The sequence below is a fragment of the Arthrobacter sp. AB6 genome (assembly GCF_031844545.1).
Lineage (GTDB): Bacteria > Actinomycetota > Actinomycetes > Actinomycetales > Micrococcaceae > Arthrobacter.
In genome coordinates, this window is record NZ_JAUZVL010000010.1 from 72,996 (window position 1) to 90,747 (window position 17,752).

The window sequence follows — 17,752 nt, forward strand, 5'->3', positions numbered from 1 at the left end:
CATGAAGCGCAGCGCAGGGACACCGATCGATATCCAGGACCTGTCGATCGAGTACCAATCGGGCAGCAAGACCGTAAGGGCCTTGGAACCGATTAAGATGCAGATCAAGGCCGGGGAGTTCGTATCCGTCGTGGGGCCCAGCGGATGCGGTAAATCGACGCTCCTTAAGGCAGTGGCCGGGCTCATCCGCCCCTCGTCCGGCAGCGTCCGAGTCGGAGGAATCACGGTCACGAAGCCCCACTCAGATCTGGGGATCGTTTTCCAGAATCCGCTCCTAATGGACTGGCGGACGATCATCTCCAACGTGCTCCTGCAAGCCGAGATGAGGGACATGCCCAAAGAGGAGGCCACCGCGAAAGCCAAGGCTCTGCTCGCCCAGGTGGGCCTTTCCGGATTCGAAAATCACCGCCCACATGAGCTTTCCGGCGGCATGCAACAGAGGGTCGGCATCTGCCGGGCGCTTCTGCATGAACCTCCCCTTATCATCATGGACGAGCCCTTCGGAGCCCTTGACGCCCTCACCCGCGAACAGATGTGCTACGACCTGCAAGCGCTGTGGATTGAACGACGTCCCACCGTTCTCTTCATCACCCACTCAATCGCGGAAGCCACTTTGCTTTCAGACCGGGTCATCGTCCTTTCAGGAAGGCCCGGACGCATCCTCGCCGAGTTCGAGCTCAATCGCGACCGACCCCGGCGGCTGGACGACGAGGACCATCCCGAAGTGGATCATGTCAGCCGCGAGATCCGCCGCCTGTTGGCCGTGAAGAATCCTTCGTAGGAAATGACATGAAGCTCATTTCCTACGATCAGTCCGGATTTGCTGCACTTGCCATAGTCCGGGAAAGCGCTGACGGTTCCAAGGTGCTGCCGGTAACCTCGTGGGCCGCTGCCGAGGACATGACCTGTGCTGTGAGTATGCGCGACGTTTTACAGGACTGGACATATTGGAAGGGCCGCTTAAGCGAGCTGGCGGCTGGATCCAGGCCCGAAGACTGGTTGCCTGCAGCGGAGGTGGAGATTCTCGCACCGGTACCAAGCCCCGGATCCCTGATCGGAATTGGCCTCAACTATGAGGATCATGCCGCCGAAACCGGTTCACCTCGCCCATCCGAACCCGTCGTCTTCGCTAAGCACCCATCCTGCATTGTGGGGCCCGGGCGTGACATCATCCTGCCTGAAGCATCACAGGAAGTGGACTATGAGGCAGAACTCGCAATCGTCGTCGGACAGCCGGCATTCCATGCCGATGTCGATGAAGCGCGGAATGCCATCGCCGGTTACACGATCATGAATGACGTGACGGCCCGGGACTGGCAGCGGCGGACAAGCCAATGGATGGCGGCGAAATCCTTTCCGAGCTTCGGTCCCATGGGACCGCTTATGGTGACCGCCGACGAACTCGGGTGCGCGGAGGATCTCAAGATCTCGCTGTCTGTAAACCAGAAGCGACGCCAGGACTCATCAACCAGCCACATGATTTTCGGTGTCGTGGACATCGTGCGGCATGTCTCATCCGTTTGGCCGCTCGCACCCGGAGACGTCATCATCACTGGAACACCAGCGGGAGTGGGCTTTACACGACACCCGGCTGCATTCCTTCACGCTGGCGACGTCGTCGAAGTATCAATCGAGGGCATTGGCGTACTCACCAACAAGGTAATTACCGCGGACGGAAGCCGCAAAGTGAAGGCCTCGGGCACGTCGAAAGGCTTGGCCGATTCCCTCCATACTTTGGGCCAGCGGTGAGCCGGAGCGTGAGTTCCCGCTTACCGGGTCCGGCTGACAAACCCAGGCGGTGAGAAGACCGAAGCCCCCAAACTCCGACCGCAGCTTTGCCGCGGCCTAGCACCGCATTAACCAGACAGGGATTGCAAATGATCAAGGAAGAACCACAAGGGCCGGTCATTCCGGCCACGATGAAGGCGGCCGTGTGGGACGGCGAAGGGGCCAGGCTCAACGTAGAGTCGATTCCTACCCCGGAACCGCAAAAGGACGAAGCCCTGGTCAAGATTGCGGCCTGCGGGGTCTGCCATAGCGACCTGCACGTGATGAAGGGCGAAGTGGCGTTTCCCTCGCCGGCCGTGCTCGGCCATGAAATCAGCGGAACCATCGTTGCAATCGGCGAAGGTACCTTCCACTCGGAAAGAGCTGTGGGAGACCGGGTGGTCGGGGCATTCATCATGCCATGCACCAAGTGCGACTCATGCAGCAAGGGGCGCGACGACCTGTGCGAACTGTTCTTCCAGGAGAACCGGCTGCACGGAAACCTGTTCGACGGGACCTCCAGACTTCGCCGCTCTGACAACAGCCGCCTCTCCATGTACTCAATGGCCGGCATGGCTGAATATGCAGTCGTGCCGCTTTCAGCTCTAGCCTCGGTGCCTGATGAGCTTCCGCTGGAAGAGGCCGCCGTCCTGGGCTGCGCGGCTTTCACCGCATTCGGGGCAGTCACCCGCGCTGCCCGGCTTGAGGCCGGGGAATCCGTCGCCATCGTTGCTGTTGGCGGGGTCGGATCGAGCCTCATCCAAGTCGCAAAATTTGCCGGCGCCGCTCCCATCATCGCAATCGACATAAGCGACGCCAAACTTGCAGCAGCGAAGTCCTTGGGGGCTGACTTCATCATCAACTCAGGCAAAGAGGATGCCGTAGAAGCGGTACGGCGGCTGACGGGAGGGAGAGGTGCAAACGTTGCGTTCGAAGCACTAGGTCACCCGGCGACTTTTGCCCAAGCCATTTTCCTTCTCAGCGAGGGGGGACGAATGGTGGCTGTGGGGATCGCTGCGGGTGCCCAGACCGCTTCGGTTCCGATTACGCCCCTCGTCCGGAGAGGACAGTCAATCGTGGGTTCCTTCGGCGCACGAACCCGAAGCGATCTGCCGCTCGTAGTAGACATGGCCAAGACCGGAGGGTATGCACTGGATCAGGTCGTGACCCGCAAGTATCCGCTCGCTGACGTGCAAAAGGCCTTCACGGCAATGGAAAAGGGCGAAATCCATGGCAGGGCAATCGTCTGCCCGGAACAGCTGACGCCATGGACACCGGACGAAGGCTCGCATCAGCTTGAAAACCTCACAAGGGCCAATGCTCTCTAGCTAATCAACCGCCACGACTGGTAGCGAGCGGGCCGGGTACGCAGAAATCCGCCGGATCAGCAACTGCATCGCCGCCTCACGCTTGGCCGCAGCGACCGAGCCAACCCGGCCGCCGCCTTCGCGTCCCGCCGATCCTGGCACTGCCAAAGACACGTCCCAGCTGCTGATCCCCTGTCCACCACGGACAAGATAGCCGGGCCTCAGAAAGGAACTATCCGTGCATTTTCAATCACTGTCGGGCGCGGCGGCCTTGGTCAACTGGATCACGGTCGGGCGCAGCGACGTACCCACATTCGATGACTGGTACAACTACCAACATGTGCCGGAACGGGTTTCAACACCGGGTTTTATGCGCGCCCGCCGTTTCATAGCAACTGACCAACCCGATTCAGCGGAAGCAAACTACCTCACCGTGTATGAGACAGCTGACCTCTCGGTATTGAATTCGCCGGAATACCTTCACCGGCTCAACAACCCGACCGAACTGACCCAACGCGTTATCCCCACCTTCCGGCAGTTCCGGCGGGCAGCCTGCGTCATCAGCGTACAGCGCGGTTTCGGTTCCTCCAGCCGCGTACTGGCGATCGAGCTTTCGCCCGAGCGTCGCCACGAACAACCGTTGCGGACGCTGATCGCAGATACGCTGCTGCCGGGTGTGATCGCAGGACACCTTGTACACACCGCGTGCCTGATGGAACCAGACGCCGCAGTGAGCTCCGCGAAAGATTCAACCCGGGAAGGCCGCGCAACCGCCAGCGCACTGCCCGCGTCTTGGACAATTCTCGCCGAACTGCAAACAGGCGTCGATGCAGAGCGCGTAATCAAGGAATTCGGCAAGGGAATCGAAGGGTCCGGGATCGATCCGAAGACGATAGGCTCCGGCGGGGAGTTCCAGTTGCTCTACGAACTTCGCGCCGCAGCAAACATTGCAGCCTAAGACCAATAACCAGGAGGAACATAAGTGCGCATCGCAAACGTTACCAACCGACTCACTATCGTCACCGGGGAAGGGGCCGTGGATGTTGCGGCTGCGAGCGGTGGACGTTTCGGCCCCGATCCGCAGTCTGTGTATGACGAATGGGAAGCATTCGTCGGCTGGGCGCGCACTGCCGACCTCTCGTCGTCGGCCCCGTTCGACTTTGACGCCCTCGGTTCACCAGTGCCTCGCCCCCGCCAAGTTTTTGCTATTGGTCTGAACTACGTAAACCATGCCAAGGAATCTGGCCTGCCAGTGCCTTCCGTCCCGATGGTCTTCACGAAGTTCCCCAGCGCCATAACGGGCCCGTCCGGAACGATCGAGCTATCCGGCAACTCCGTCGACTGGGAGGTTGAGCTGGTCGCAGTCATAGGGGCGGAGGCAAGGAATGTATCCGAAGCAGACGCGTGGCAACATGTGGCTGGCCTGACTGCAGGGCAGGACATTTCGGATCGCCAGGTGCAACTGGAAGGTACCTCACCGCAGTTCAGCATGGGCAAGTCGTTCGAAAAGTACGCTCCCATAGGCCCTTGGCTTGTGACCACGGATGAATTCGAGAACCCGGATGACCTGCGGGTGAGCTGCCTCAAGGGTGAGGAATCGGTACAGGATTCCCGGACTTCGGACCTGGTCTTCTCGGTTCCGCAGCTTGTCTCCTACCTGTCCAAGATCGTAACCCTCTATCCGGGCGACGTGATCTTCACAGGTACGCCAGAGGGCGTAGGGCTTGGGCGGTCTCCGCAGATCTATCTTTCGGAGGGGGACGTACTCACGACGACCATCGAGGGAATCGGCTCGATGATTCACAAGTTCGTCAGCCCCGTCAACGAGGAAACGCCTAAGAAAATCCGCGATGAAGCCGAGGAGGCCACCTCCGGAGCAGCGGCGAGGTAGCCACAGGCTGCGGCGGCCTTCCTGGGCTGGAGGCCCCACGGCATGCCCGGCAAAGGTGCATGACGAAGGGCGCACCCGGCCAGCGCTCGAGGCGGCGGACGAGGAACTTCCGGCGCGGGACGCACCAAAGGCGGCGAACGACGTCGACCTCGGCCTTGGGCAGGTTGCCCGCCTGCTCGCCGGGGAGAGCATCTGGCCGGAGCTAGGCCGGAACTCCACGAGCTCGCCGACCGCCTCGGCGCGCTGACTGCCGGCACCGCCTGGCGCTCAACCTCCACGAGGGCGAGGGGCACCTCGGCGTCGCGGCGGCTTCGGCACGGACCCGCGGCCGGGCTCATGGCCTACGCCGACGTGGCCCTGGTGGCCGGGGCTTCATCGGCTGGGCACCCATGTATTGGACCGACGCCGGCGCCCGGGGAACGTTCGTGGCCGGCTGCCGGATCACGTCCAGCGTCCGGGCCCTTGGCTAGTGAATTTACGCCCCGCGGGCCGCGAAGGCTCCGGTAGCGGGCTAGATATGTTGGTGCGGCTTCATCACCAACGATGGCAGCACTCGGGTTTCTGGCACGCCCATTTGGCTATGCCGCTTTCAACTTTGCCCGTGGCAGGGTAGAAGCGCTCTTCGGGGACGATTACGCAGCCGGCAAATTCGGCTTTGGGGTCCTGCTCACTGCGTCGGGCATGACCATGCCGTAGATAATGCGCCATGATTCGTGGCCGCAAACCGGGCACTTCGTCGTCGCAGTTTTCGCTTGGTGTTTCCATTTTCTGCCACCCCAGGAACGCAACCTCGGCCGCAAGCATTCTGCGGTCTTACAAAATTTTTTAGGGCTAACGGCGAACCAGCCGCCAGAGGGACGTGACCTCGGCCGCGCGCGCCTCGAACAGGGGATCGTCGCGGTCCGACGCCTTCGGGTGCGTTGGCTTCGTGTCGAGCCGCTCCACCACTTTCAGCCCTGCAGCACCGATGGCGGCCAGCAGATCCTCACGCGAGCGCAGGCCAAGGTGCTCGGCCAGGTCGGAGAGGACAAGCCAGCCCTCACCGCCGGGCTCCAGATGGTCGGGCAGTCCGTTCAGGAAGCGGAACAGCATCCTGCTCCCGGGGTCGTAGACCGCGCTGTCCAGGCTGGAATGCGGCGTGGCCGGGATCCAGGGCGGGTTGCACACGATCAGCGGCGCCCGGCCCGGCGGGAACATGTCGGTCAGGACCGCCTCGGCACGGTCCGCGACACCGAGGTTCCGGAAATTCTCGGCGGCGCATGCGACGGCGCGGGGCTCATTGTCCGTCGCCACCACGCGGCGGACGCCGCGGCGGGCGAGGACGGCAGCGAGCACCCCGGTGCCGGTTCCGACGTCGAACGCCAGCGTCTCAGTAGGCAGCGCGGCGGCCGCCACGAGATCCACATACTCGCTCCGGGTGGGGAAGAACGTGCCATAGTGCGGGTGGATGCGGCCCTGCAGGGCATCGACGTAGACGCCGTTCCGTCGCCACTCGTGGGCGCCAATGGCCCCGACCAGCTCATGCAGGGACACCACGGACGGTTCGGTTATGCCACCGTACGCCTCGGCTGCGGCCTCCCGGATGTCCGGGGCGCGGCGCAGCGGCACCACCGGGCCCGGATTAATGGGAATCAGCAGCAGACCGAGAATGCGTGCACGGTGCGAGGCGTACTGGCGGTGCCGGTAGAACCTCTCGGCACCGGTTCCGGAGGTCCTTTTCTTACCGCCGCCTACCCGCCTGTCCAGGGCGTTGAGGAGCTGCCGCCCGTTATGGAAGTCACCGCGCCAGAGCATCGCGATCCCCTGTGACGCCATCCGGTACGCCTCATCGGCCGTAAGGGAATCGTCCACCATGTCGGCCCGCGCCGGCGCCGGCCTGCCGTTTGCCGACCGCCAGCGCAGGGTCATGCTGGTCCCGGCCTCAACCCAGGTCACAACGGCAGGCTCATCCGCCGAAGCAGCGCGCACGGGATTGGGGACCGGCGTCGGGATTACCGCGGGTGCTGGCGGGTCAATGCTGATGAAGGATCCATTCCGAAAATTCAGGAGCCGGCCGGGGTGACGATTGCGGCGGCGGTTCGACGACGTCCAAGGCTGCTGCCCAGCTTCCAGACCCCTCATCCGGCTGCGCGCCGGGCTTGGTCGATGGCCGCCGGGGCCCTTGAACTAGATACTCAGGATACAGGTGTGCTGTGGCCGCCGTCGCTCATCCGGGGACAGACCGACACTCCCCGCCAGGTACGTATTCCCCACATCTCCGGTCGGTACAGAAAGGCGCGCCCGGCCAAAGCCGGACGCGCCCTTCGTGGGCTCTGAACCCGCAAACGGGGCCAAGCGGATTATTCAGTCGACGAGCACCGGCTGCTTGGCGTCCTCCGACGCTTCAACAGGCGCAACTTTACGGTTCCGCTGGTTCACCCAGCACCCAACCGCCAGCAGCGCGACGAGCGCGAACGTGCTCAGGAGCTGGGGACGGGAATCCTCGCCGATGAAGCCCACCGTGAAGATCGCCGCGAGGATGACCAGGCCAAGCACGGTGAGCCAGGGGAAGCCGGGCATCCGCAGGGGAAGCTCCGTACCCTCGCGGTCGGCACGAAGGCGCAGCGCGAGCTGGGCCAGGAGCGCGGACGTCCACACCAGCAGGCAGGTGGAGCCCACGATGTTGAGCAGGACGCCCAGCACCATCTCGGGGAAAACCAGCTCCAGCACCACCGTGACAACGCCGAAGGCAACGCTCGCCAGCACCGCGGCCACCGGAACCCGCCCCTTGGACACGGAAGCAAGCAGCCGCGGCGCTTCGCCCCGCTCAGCCAGGGAGTACGCCATCCGGGAGGCGCCGTAGAGGTTGGCGTTGAGCGCGGAGAGCAGCGCCGCGACGGCCACCAGGGTGATGGCGGTGGCCGCACCGGGCATGCCGGCGGCCTCCAGCACGGCGGCGAACGGGCTCTTCAGCCCCGCCGAACCCACGGGAACCACCGCAGCGATGATGAAGATGGCACCGATGTAGAACACCAGGATGCGCCACAGCACGGTGCGGACGGCTTTCTTCACGCTGCGGGCCGGCTCTGCGGTCTCGGCTGCGGCCACGGACACAATCTCGGTGCCGCCGAACGCGAACGCCACCACGAACAGTGCCGTGGCAATCCCGGCGAATCCGTTGGTCGCGAAGCCGTCGCCCATGAAGTTGGAAAGGCCCGGCGACTGCACACCCGGCAGCCAGCCGAACAGCAGCGCAAAGCCCACCAAGAGGAACCCGACAATCGCCGCCACCTTGAGCAGCGCAAACCAGAACTCGAACTCGCCGAAGTTCTTCACGCTGGTCAGGTTCACGGCGGTCAGCACCACGATGAACACGAAGGCCATCAGCCACACCGGCAGCGCCGGGAAGATGGTCGCCAGCAGGCCCGCCGCACCGAGCGCTTCGGCGGCAATGACCACCACCAGCTGCAGCCACCAAAGCCACCCGACGGTGGCGCCGGCCACCGGACCGTAGGCCTTGGCGGTGTAGACGGAGAAGGCGCCGCTGTCCGGGTTGGCCGCGGCCATCTCGCCGAGGGCCCACATCACCAGGATGATGAGGGTGCCGGCCACGAGGTAGGAGATCAGCACCGCCGGGCCGGCAGCCTGGATGCCTGCGCCGGAGCCGATGAAGAGACCCGCGCCGATGGCGCTTCCGAGCCCCATCATGGTGAGCTGGCGGGGTTTGAGGGCGGCGCCGAGGGCGCGCGCAGACGTCTTTGTCTGTTGTTCCATGGGGATTCCTCTGGTTGTAGGTGGAACTGTTGGGGATAAAACTTCAGGCTGCGTGGGCTTCAAGGATCCGGAGCACGCGGTCGTTGGAGGCGGGATCGGCCACGGTGATCCGCACGCCGTCGCCCTGGTACGCCCGGACCAGGATGCCCGCGCCGTCGAACGCCTCCAACAGCCTGGCAAGGAGGGATTCATCGGCACGGATCCACAGGAAGTTGCCCTGGCTCGGCTGCAGTCTCCAGCCCTGGGCCGCCAGTTCCGCGGCCATCCGTGCGCGCTCCTGCCTGACGGCGGCAACCCGCGCTTCCATCTCCTCCCCCGCGTCCAGCGAGGCGACGGCCGCCTTCTGGGCCAGCGCGCTCACGGAAAAGGGCAGGGCGGTCCGGCGCAGCCCCTCGGCGATGGCCGGCGCCGCCACGGCGTAGCCCACGCGCAGCCCGGCGAGGCCGTAAGCCTTCGAGAACGTGCGCAGGATGCAGACGTTCGGGTACCGGCGGTAGAGCGCCAGGGAATCGGGGCCCGCTTCGGCATACTCAACGTAGGCCTCGTCGATCACCACCAGGACGCTGGACGGCACAGCCTGCAGGAACGCCTCGATGCTGTCGTGGCTGATCGGCACCCCGGTGGGGTTGTTGGGCGTGCAGAGCAGGATCACCCTGGTGCGGTCAGTGACGGCCGCGGCCATGGCCTCAAGGTCGTGGCCCTCCGCCTCGTCCAAGGGGATGCGGACCGGCCGGGCGCCTGCCAGCTCCACCAGGATGGGGTAGGCCTCGAAGGACCGCCACGCGAACACCACCTCATCGCCGGCGTCGCACAGTCCGGTGATGATCTGCTGGAGGACGCCCACGCTGCCGGGGCCCACCGCCACCTCTGCGGCGGTGACGCCCAGGTGCGCGGCGAGCCGTTCGCGGAGTTCGACGGCGGCCATGTCCGGGTAGCGGTTCATCCTGCCGGCCGCTTCGGCCACCGCGGTGACGGCTGCGGGCAGCGGGTCGTAGTGGCTTTCATTGCTGGCGAGGGCCGCGACGTCCACGCCGGCACCGCGGCGGCCCGGCACGTAGGACGGAAGGCCGGCGACGGCGCCGCGAAGGGCGGGCAGCGCTGCCTCGGGACCGGCCACAAGCTGATTACTGGTCATGAGGTCCGATCATGGGAGTGACCCGGGCCACATAGCAAGATACGCTCTAACCATTGGGACTTCTGCTCAACTTCTACTGTGTGTGGTGAAAATATGACCATCGCGAACTCTCGCACCCTGGATTCCCTCGACGGCAGGATCATCCTGGCCCTGGACAAGGATCCCGAAGCCAGCGCCCTGGCACTCTCCCGGACACTCGGCGTCGCACGCAACACCGTCCATGCCCGGCTGGCGCGGCTGGAGCGCAGCGGCGCCCTCCGCTCGTTCAGCCGCAGGCTGGACCCCGCCGCGCTCGGATACGACCTGATGGCTTTCCTTTCCCTCTCGATCAGCCAGACCCGGACAGGCTCGGTGGAGAGCGGGCTCGAGGCGATCCCGGAGGTCATCGAGGTTCATGCCACCACCGGGGATGCGGACCTCGTGGCCAAGGTGGTGGCCCGCGGCACCGGCGACCTCTACCGCATCACCAACCAGATCCTGGAAATCGAAGGGGTCCAGCGCACCAGCACGGCCATCTCCATCCTGGAACTCATGCCGCCCCGCTACGACGGCCTCATCAGCCGGCTGTCGGAGCTGGAAGCTCGCCCCTCGGACTGACGGGCTGGGCGGGCCACAGGTGGGCAGATTGTCACTGCTCGCGCCTCCTGCTGCCAAAAGTCCCAGCAGAATCTGTTGGTATTGCAAACATGAGACGCAGGCCACACGATGCCTGCATGACTACTCTCACCGTCTCTGGCCGCGTGGCGCAGGTCCTCAGCAGCTATGTCAGCGATGTGTTCGGCGTGATGGGCAACGGCAACGTCTACTTCCTGGACGCCGCGGAAAAGCAGGGCCTCCGCTTCTCCCCCGTCCGGCATGAGGGCGCCGCCGTCGCCGCGGCGGACGCGTACTACCGGACGTCGGGACGGCTCGCTGCGGGCACCACCACCTACGGTCCCGGCTACACCAACGCGCTCACCGCCCTGGCCGAGGCGGTCCAGGCGCAGATCCCGGTGGTGCTGGTCACCGGGGATGCACCCACCAGCGGCGCCCGGCCCTGGGACGTGGACCAAACGGCCATCGCCGCCGGCCTCGGCGCGGCCACCTTCACCGTCACCCGCGACGCCGCAGGTGCCATCACCCGGCAGGCGGTGGAGTACGCACTCACCAGGCGCACCGCCGTCGTGCTTGCCATCCCATACGACCTCGCGGCACTCGAGGCGGCGGACGAGGTACTTCCGGCGCCGCAGGCACCGAAGGTGACGGACGACGCCGACGGCGGACTTGGGCAGGCAGCCCGCCTGCTCGCCGGGGCAAGGCGGCCGCTGATCCTCGCCGGCCGCGGCGCGCACCTCGCCGGTGCCGGCCCTGACCTCCGCGAACTCGCCGACCGGCTCGGCGCACTGACGGCCGGAACCGCCCTGGCGCTCAACCTCCTCAACGGCGAGGGGTACCTGGGCGTCGCGGGCGGCTTCGGCACGGACACCGCGGCCGGACTCATGGCTGAGGCCGACGTGGTCCTGGTGGCCGGGGCCAGTCTGAGCCCGTTCACCATGCGCTTCGGGCACCTGCTGGGCCCGGACAGCACCGTCATCCAGATCGACGCCGGCCTGCAGCCCACGCACCCCCGGGTGGACCTGTTCGTCAGCGCGGACGCGAAAGTGGCGACTTCGCGTCTCCTGGCGCTGCTCGACGGTGGGACCGCGGCGGAAGCCTGGCGCGCGGAAGCCCGCCGTCGGCTGGCCGAGGGGCCGGGGCACCACCAGGGCTCCGCGGAAACCCCGGACGGCCGGCTGGACCCGCGCGCCCTCGCCACCGCGCTGGACGCCGTGCTGCCGGAGCGCCGCACGGTGGTCCAGGACGGCGGGCACTTCGTCGGCTGGGCGCCCATGTACTGGAACATCCCGCGGCCCCAGGACCTGGTGATGGTGGGCACCGCCTACCAGTCCATCGGGCTGGGACTGGCGAGCGCCGTTGGAGCAGCCCGTGCCCTGGAGGACGGCCGCACCCTGGTGCTGGCCTCCGGCGACGGCGGCTTCCTGATGGGCCTCTCCGACCTTGAATCGCTGATTGCCGCGGCCCGCAGCGCCATCGTGGTGATCTACAACGACGCCGCCTACGGCGCCGAAATCCACCAGTACGGCTCCCAGGGCCTGACCGAAAAGCCCATGCTGATCCCCGAGGTGGACTTCAGCGGGATTGCCCGCGCTTTGGGCGCCGAGTCGGCGATCATCCGCTCGTTGGCCGACCTGTCCGCGCTGCAGGACTGGACCGACGCCGGCGCTAAGGGAACCTTCGTGGCCGACTGCCGGATCACCTCCACCGTGCGGGCACCGTGGCTGAGCGAATGGATGAAGGCCTCCCAGGCAGCGAAGGCGGCGGTGGCGGGGTAGCGGCCAGGTCCCCTCCACATCGCGGGTGGGCTCGGATACCTGGTGTTGGTCACCCAGTCGGATGCACGGCGATTAGTTAGCCCTGAGGCTCCTCGGCCCGTGACTTATCATCGTCTGCACCGGGCTTGTCGTGAACCTTCTTCGGGATCTTGCCCTCAACGTCAGCGGGGACGGGAGGGTCCTTCTCATCATCAGTAGACATAGGCCAAGCCTAAGCTGCCCCCGTTTGTCGCCTCTCATACGACAACTCACGGCCACCCGTTCATCCGGGTGGCCGTGAGTTTTTAGTGCCTGCTGGGTGCTACTGCTCCGCTTCCGCGGCAGCCGCCTTGACGGCGTCCTTCTCGGCCCGGAGAGCCTCCGCGTCGTGCTGTTCCTCTGCTTTTTCCTGGTGGATGACCACTGCGAAAAGCTTCTCCATCTCCTTGGCCACGCCGGCGGCGGACGCCGGGTTCTGGCCGGTCACCAGCCGGTCGTCAACAACAACCTTTTCCGCAAAGACATCAGCGAAGACGTGGGTGGCGCCCTGCTCCTTAAGCCTGTCTGCCAGGAAGAACGGAATGACCTTGTCCTTGCCTGCAGCGACCTCCTCGTCGTTGGTGAAGGCGGCCACCTTGCGGCCCTCGACGAGGCGGAGCCCGTTCTCCAGTACCACGTTCAGCAGGCCGGCCGGTCCATGGCATACAGCGCCCACCAAACCGCCGTTGTTGTAAACGCTGGCCACCAGGTTTTGCAGGCCTTCGCTGTCCGGGAAGTCCCACATGGTGCCGTGGCCGCCCACGAGATAGACGGCGTCGTACTGTTCCGGATCCACGACGTCGACGCGGGCAGTGTTGTAGAGGCCGGCGCGCGTGGTCTCATCCTCCGTGAAGGCGACCTGGATGGGATCTTTCGTGTCCACCTCGTCGCGCGGCGGCTGGCCGCCCTGGATGGATGCAAAGTCGACGAAATGCCCGGAATCCTTGAACACCTTCCAGGGGTGTGCAGCCTCGGCCACGTTGTAGCCGGTCTTCTCTCCCGTATCGCCGATCTCGGAAACGCTGGTCAGTACCATGAGGATTTTCTTCATGAAATGCTCCTATCGTCCAACTCCCCACCCTACGCCCAGCCCGATCCGCGGCGTCCGGAGGCGATTCAGGGCTGGCCTGTGGGGACGAGCCGGTAAGCGAACCGGCTGTCCGGGCCACCGGGTCCGATCCTGAGGTCGGCCCCCTCGGTGGGCAGCACCACCGGCGCCTTGAACACGCTCCCGCCGCAAGGGACCAGCACGGGGGCGAGGACTTCCGCACCCTTCCAGGTGGAGACGGACAGCTCAGCCTGCGGCAGTCCGGCACAGACCAGGTGCAGTTCATACTGGCCCGGTGGGGCCGACAGGCTGGCCGTGGTGGTTGTGTTCCCGCTGCTGGTTCCCCGCAGCTCTCCGGGCATAGGCGGTTGCAGCTGCTGTGCTGCCCAGTCTGAAAGGTCTTCGAGCTCCGAAAGCCTGCGGTCAGGGTTGGGCTGCACCTTGACGCCCGTTGCGGCGGGTCTGCCCGTGGGCGGCACCGCGCTGATGGTGAGGGGCCCGCCGTCGTGCCTGACAAAGCGGTCCAGCGTGGAGGTGCACTCGAAGCTGGTCGCTTCCGGGACGCCGTCAGCCTTCATGAGAGTGAGCTTGGCCCCGTAAACCCCTGCGCAGGCGCCGGTGACCAGGTAGTCTCCGGGCGCCAGCTCAAGGGACAGCTTCCCGGCAGGTTCAGCCTCCGACGGCATGCCGGGGTCCGTGGGGGAAGCCTCGAGCAAACGGGCCACTTCGTTGACGTTGTCCTTGAAGGACGCGGCCGACGGCGTTGCGGGCGGTGGGGATGAAGGCGCCGGCGGCTCGTCCGGGCCGCTGTACTCACACCCCGCCAGCGACATGGCCAGAACGGCCGCAGCCATGAATATTCCTGCGTGCCGAGCCGGCATCCCCCCATGAGCTGACATGACGCCGAGTCTACGTTCTCCCGCCCTCGCCCGTGATGGGGGTGCCACGCGTATGAAGGGCTGGCAAAACGGTCTGGCCTTTAGTCGGCGAGATCACGCTGTCGGCACCAACGCAAGTGCCGCCGTCGTCAGTCCACGTTTCACTTCGCCGTCGGATTCCCGGGCCGGCCCTTGCGCTCCGCCCGCGCGATTTCGAAGCTGCTCTCGAACGGCAGCGAGTCCACGTCCAGCAGCGGGTTGCTGTCCTGGGTCTCCACCAGCTTCCGGGCGGCTTCCTCCGACTCCACGCTGGGCATGGACCCGGGCAGGTGCCGCCGGGCTGACTCGGGCAGGAACCGGATGGCCACTGCAGCCACCGCGGCCACGGCCATGAGGTAGTACGCAATCGCCATGTCGTCGCCGGTCAGCTGGATGAGGGACGCGATGATGAACGGTGCCGTCCCGCCGAAGATGGCCACCGCCAGGTTGTAGGCAATGCCCATGGCGGAATAGCGGTGCTCGGTGGGGAACAGCGCCGGCAGCGCCGAGGCGAGGTTCGGCACCGAGAACGCCACCGGGAAAGCAATGAGGGCCAGGCCCAGCAACGTCATAGGGAGGCTGCCCGCCGCTATCGCCAGGAACGCGGGCACCGCGAACACCACGGTGCTGAAAGCCCCGATCCACAGCACGCGGCGGCGGCCGATCCGGTCCGAAAGCAGCCCCGTGAACGGGATGCACAGCGCCATGGCCACCAGGACCGGGATGGTCAGCAGCGTCCCCTCCACCTCGCTGTACCCCTTGTTGCTGGTCAGGTATGTGGGCATATAAGACGTGAGCGCGTAGGCCACCGTATTGGCTGCCGCCGCCAGGATCATGGCCAGCAGGATGGGCCGCCAGTGCGCCTTCAGGATCCCGACCGGGCCCACCGGGCGGAGGTCCTCCCCGGCCTCGGGGTGCTTGGCTGCCACGGCTTCGGCTTCCAGCGTGGCCTTGAAGGCGGCCGACTCTTCGATCTTCATCCGGAAATAGACGGCCACGGCGCCCAGCGGACCGGCCACCAGGAAGGGAATCCGCCAGCCCCACGCCTCCATCTGCTCCTGGCCCAGCGCCAGCTGGAGGAGGGACACCACCAGCCCGCCCGCCGCGAAACCGAGATAGCTGCCCATGTCCAGGAAGCTGACGTAGAAGCCCCGGCGGCGGTCCGGCGAATGCTCGCACACAAACGTGGTGGCACCCGAGTATTCGCCGCCGGTGGAGAAGCCCTGCACCAGCTTGAGGACCACCAGCAGCACCGCCGCCCAGATGCCCAGCACCGCGTACCCGGGAAGCAGGCCGACGGCGAACGTCGCGACGGCCATCAGCATCAGGGTCATGGCCAGCACCTTCTGCCGGCCGATCTTGTCGCCCAGCCAGCCGAAGAAGATCCCGCCCAGCGGCCGGGCAATGAAGGTGGCGCCGAAGGTCCCCAGCAGGAACAGGTTCTGCACGGCCCTGTCCGCCTCAGGCAGGAACACCGGCCCCATGGTGGTGATGAGGTAGCCGAACACGCCCACGTCGTACCACTCCATCGTGTTGCCCACGATGGTCCCGCCGAGCGCCTTCTTCAGCGTGCGGGGGTTGACGACGTTGACGTCGGATACCTGCAACCGCCGCTGCTGCCCTCTGTGCTCTGTCATGGCCCGCTCACCGCCGCCTCGCTCGCTTGGCTGGGCATACGTCGTCGTTCTTCCAGCCCGCCTGGCCGGCAGGAGCCCAACACTTTCGATCATCCTGCCACCGCACCCGCCAGGGCAACAACGGTTGCGCTTTTGGGAGAAGTACGACGGCGGAACGCACTTTGAGAGCGCGGGCGTGTGCTCCGCTTGGGCGGACCCTGCCTGGCCCCCAGGTCTGCTGCTTTGGCCCCGTCCAGTGAGGGTCGACCAAAATGTCGTACCCCCGTTAGACGATATTCCTGTGGAAAACGGAGCGGGAACCGGGACGGGCGTGGAGGCTATCTACGCCACCGTTGCTGCGCTCGCCGCGCTTGATGCCGAGGACGCCGCCCTCGCTTCTGCCGGAGCCTCGGGTACCGCTGGGGACGGAGTCGATGTATTGCAGCGGGCGTACGAAATCCGGCTCGAGCGGATGGGGCTGGAGAAGAAGCTGGAGTCCCAGGCCTCGGCGCGGAAGGTGCGGTCCGCCACCGAAGCGATGGACCTGCAGCACGCCATGACCCCGCCGGACGCGCCCCTGCACGACCGGACCTACGCCGAGATCTCCACTGTTGAGGAAATCGCCGGGATCCTCACCATCAGCTCCGGTGCCGCGTCCGCGTTCGTCACCCAGTCCCGGCAGGTGTGTGCAATGCCGCCGGTCATGGACGCCCTGTCCGCCGGCAGCCTCTCCTGGCAGCAGGCCCGGATTTTTGCCGACGAAACTGAGGGCTTGGACCACGCCGCCGCAGCCGCGCTGGTGGAGCACTTCCTCGACCCCGACGCACCCAATCCGGCCCGGGGTTGCCCCGCCCCGGAACTGGTGCCGGCCCGGTTACGGGCAAAGGTGCGGGGCTGGCGGGAACGCCATCACCCGGAGTCGATCGAGAAACGCCACCGCAAGGGCGTGGCCGATCGGCGCGTGGAATTCACGCCGGACCGTGACGGGATGGCCTGGATCGCTTCATACCTGCCCGCCGACCAAGCGCTGGCGGTCTGGAACGACCTCACCGCAACCGCCCGAAGCCTCCAAGGCCCCAACGAACCCCGCACCCTCGCCCAACTCCGGCCCGACATCCTCATCCACCGGCTCCTCACCTACCGCGGCGCCATAGCCCCGGGGCCCACCGGCACCGGTTACGTCTTGGGCGATGCGCCGGAGGACATGCTCGGCCTGGCCACAGTCGTCGGCTCCGACGAACCCGCAACAGACCCGGGCATTAGCGACCATCCCGGCAGCCATGGCAACCGGGCACCGGCGGATGCCGCGAAGGTCCCCACTCCCCGCGCCGACGTGCTTGTGACCGTTCCGTTCTTCGCCCTTCTCGGACTCACCGGCGAACCCGCCGTGCTCGACGGCTACGGCCCCATCCCCGCCTCGATGGCCCGCCAACTCCTCTCCGCGGGTGCCGAGTCATTCCGCCGCGTCCTGCTTGACCCGAGCGACGGAACACCACTGGAAATCGGTCGCACCAGTTATCGACTCACCAAAGCCATGAGGAAAGCGCTGCATCTTCGGGACGGCAAATGTGCTTTCCCCGGCTGCAGCAACAACGCCCTCGACAACGAAATCGACCACCTCAAGGCCTGGCAACACGGCGGAAGCACCGGAATCAGCAACCTGGCACAGGTCTGCCCAAAACATCACCGGCTCAAACACAACAGCGGCTGGGAACCGACGCCGGCTGCCAAGGACGAACCGCCCGGCTGGACGTCACCCACAGGGCAGCAGTACCAAGCCGAACAACCCGACCGCGAACCACCTCAATGGCCGCCGGGCATCCTGCCACCGGAAATCAGTGCGCTGGAAGGGCTGCTGCTCCGGCTCTTGTCAGGATGATGGGCCACGTGTTCAAGTCAAGGTGCTCCAACCATGTGCTGAGGCTTGG

General features: G+C 65.9%; 16 protein-coding genes. 9 read left to right on the forward strand and 7 right to left on the reverse strand.

Going from position 1 to position 17,752, the window contains the following annotated elements; all coding sequences use genetic code 11:
• Position 1 precedes the first annotated feature (1 nt).
• The 6 genes from Q9R30_RS10230 to Q9R30_RS10255 all read left to right on the forward strand — a co-directional run bounded on the left by Q9R30_RS10230 (position 2) and on the right by Q9R30_RS10255 (position 5,212).
• On the forward strand, positions 2-781 hold the full coding sequence (locus Q9R30_RS10230) for an ABC transporter ATP-binding protein (RefSeq protein WP_311217523.1): 780 nt from the start codon (positions 2-4) through the stop codon (positions 779-781).
• An 8-nt stretch (positions 782-789) separates the two neighbouring features.
• Positions 790-1,749, forward strand: coding sequence for a fumarylacetoacetate hydrolase family protein (locus Q9R30_RS10235; protein ID WP_311217524.1), 960 nt, complete (start codon positions 790-792; stop codon positions 1,747-1,749).
• A 128-nt stretch (positions 1,750-1,877) separates the two neighbouring features.
• On the forward strand, positions 1,878-3,095 hold the full coding sequence (locus tag Q9R30_RS10240) for a zinc-binding dehydrogenase (protein WP_311217525.1): 1,218 nt from the start codon (positions 1,878-1,880) through the stop codon (positions 3,093-3,095).
• A gap of 217 nt (positions 3,096-3,312) precedes the next feature.
• Positions 3,313-4,032, forward strand: a complete 720-nt coding sequence (locus Q9R30_RS10245) for a DUF4286 family protein (protein ID WP_311217526.1) — start codon at positions 3,313-3,315, stop codon at positions 4,030-4,032.
• A gap of 24 nt (positions 4,033-4,056) precedes the next feature.
• Positions 4,057-4,965 carry a fumarylacetoacetate hydrolase family protein gene (locus Q9R30_RS10250; protein WP_104997049.1) on the forward strand — a complete coding sequence of 303 codons (909 nt, stop codon included), beginning with the start codon at positions 4,057-4,059 and terminating at the stop codon, positions 4,963-4,965.
• 55 nt (positions 4,966-5,020) lie between these two features.
• Positions 5,021-5,212, forward strand: coding sequence for a hypothetical protein (locus tag Q9R30_RS10255; protein WP_311217527.1), 192 nt, complete (start codon positions 5,021-5,023; stop codon positions 5,210-5,212).
• Between the two features lie 584 nt (positions 5,213-5,796).
• Here Q9R30_RS10255 and Q9R30_RS10260 read toward each other — a convergent pair.
• The 3 genes from Q9R30_RS10260 to hisC form a co-directional block, all read right to left on the reverse strand.
• Entirely contained in the window at positions 5,797-6,900 is a 1,104-nt protein-coding gene (locus Q9R30_RS10260) for a methyltransferase (protein ID WP_396136719.1), read from the reverse strand.
• A gap of 408 nt (positions 6,901-7,308) precedes the next feature.
• On the reverse strand, positions 7,309-8,718 hold the full coding sequence (locus Q9R30_RS10265; RefSeq protein WP_311217528.1) for an amino acid permease: 1,410 nt from the start codon (positions 8,716-8,718) through the stop codon (positions 7,309-7,311).
• Positions 8,719-8,761: 43 nt separating this feature from the next.
• Entirely contained in the window at positions 8,762-9,853 is a 1,092-nt protein-coding gene (gene hisC / locus Q9R30_RS10270; protein ID WP_311217529.1) for a histidinol-phosphate transaminase, read from the reverse strand.
• 93 nt (positions 9,854-9,946) lie between these two features.
• On the opposite strand from hisC, the gene Q9R30_RS10275 reads away from it, so the two are divergent.
• Both Q9R30_RS10275 and Q9R30_RS10280 read left to right on the forward strand, forming a co-directional pair.
• Positions 9,947-10,450 carry an Lrp/AsnC family transcriptional regulator gene (locus Q9R30_RS10275; protein ID WP_311217530.1) on the forward strand — a complete coding sequence of 168 codons (504 nt, stop codon included), beginning with the start codon at positions 9,947-9,949 and terminating at the stop codon, positions 10,448-10,450.
• A 116-nt stretch (positions 10,451-10,566) separates the two neighbouring features.
• Entirely contained in the window at positions 10,567-12,225 is a 1,659-nt protein-coding gene (locus Q9R30_RS10280; RefSeq protein WP_311217531.1) for a thiamine pyrophosphate-binding protein, read from the forward strand.
• A gap of 76 nt (positions 12,226-12,301) precedes the next feature.
• Here Q9R30_RS10280 and Q9R30_RS10285 read toward each other — a convergent pair whose 3' ends face one another.
• The 4 genes from Q9R30_RS10285 to Q9R30_RS10300 form a co-directional block, all read right to left on the reverse strand.
• Positions 12,302-12,427: a hypothetical protein gene (locus Q9R30_RS10285; protein ID WP_267895222.1), complete on the reverse strand. Its 126-nt coding sequence runs from the start codon at positions 12,425-12,427 to the stop codon at positions 12,302-12,304.
• 99 nt (positions 12,428-12,526) lie between these two features.
• The gene (locus Q9R30_RS10290) at positions 12,527-13,294 is read right to left on the reverse strand and encodes a type 1 glutamine amidotransferase domain-containing protein (RefSeq protein WP_311217532.1); all 768 of its coding nucleotides are present in this window, start codon (positions 13,292-13,294) and stop codon (positions 12,527-12,529) included.
• Between the two features lie 65 nt (positions 13,295-13,359).
• Positions 13,360-14,145 (reverse strand): hypothetical protein, encoded by a 786-nt coding sequence (locus Q9R30_RS10295; RefSeq protein WP_311217533.1) that lies wholly within the window; start codon positions 14,143-14,145, stop codon positions 13,360-13,362.
• A 185-nt stretch (positions 14,146-14,330) separates the two neighbouring features.
• Positions 14,331-15,845: an MFS transporter gene (locus Q9R30_RS10300; RefSeq protein WP_311217534.1), complete on the reverse strand. Its 1,515-nt coding sequence runs from the start codon at positions 15,843-15,845 to the stop codon at positions 14,331-14,333.
• 280 nt (positions 15,846-16,125) lie between these two features.
• On the opposite strand from Q9R30_RS10300, the gene Q9R30_RS10305 reads away from it, so the two are divergent.
• On the forward strand, positions 16,126-17,703 hold the full coding sequence (locus Q9R30_RS10305; RefSeq protein ID WP_311217535.1) for a DUF222 domain-containing protein: 1,578 nt from the start codon (positions 16,126-16,128) through the stop codon (positions 17,701-17,703).
• The last annotated feature ends 49 nt before the right edge of the window (positions 17,704-17,752 follow it).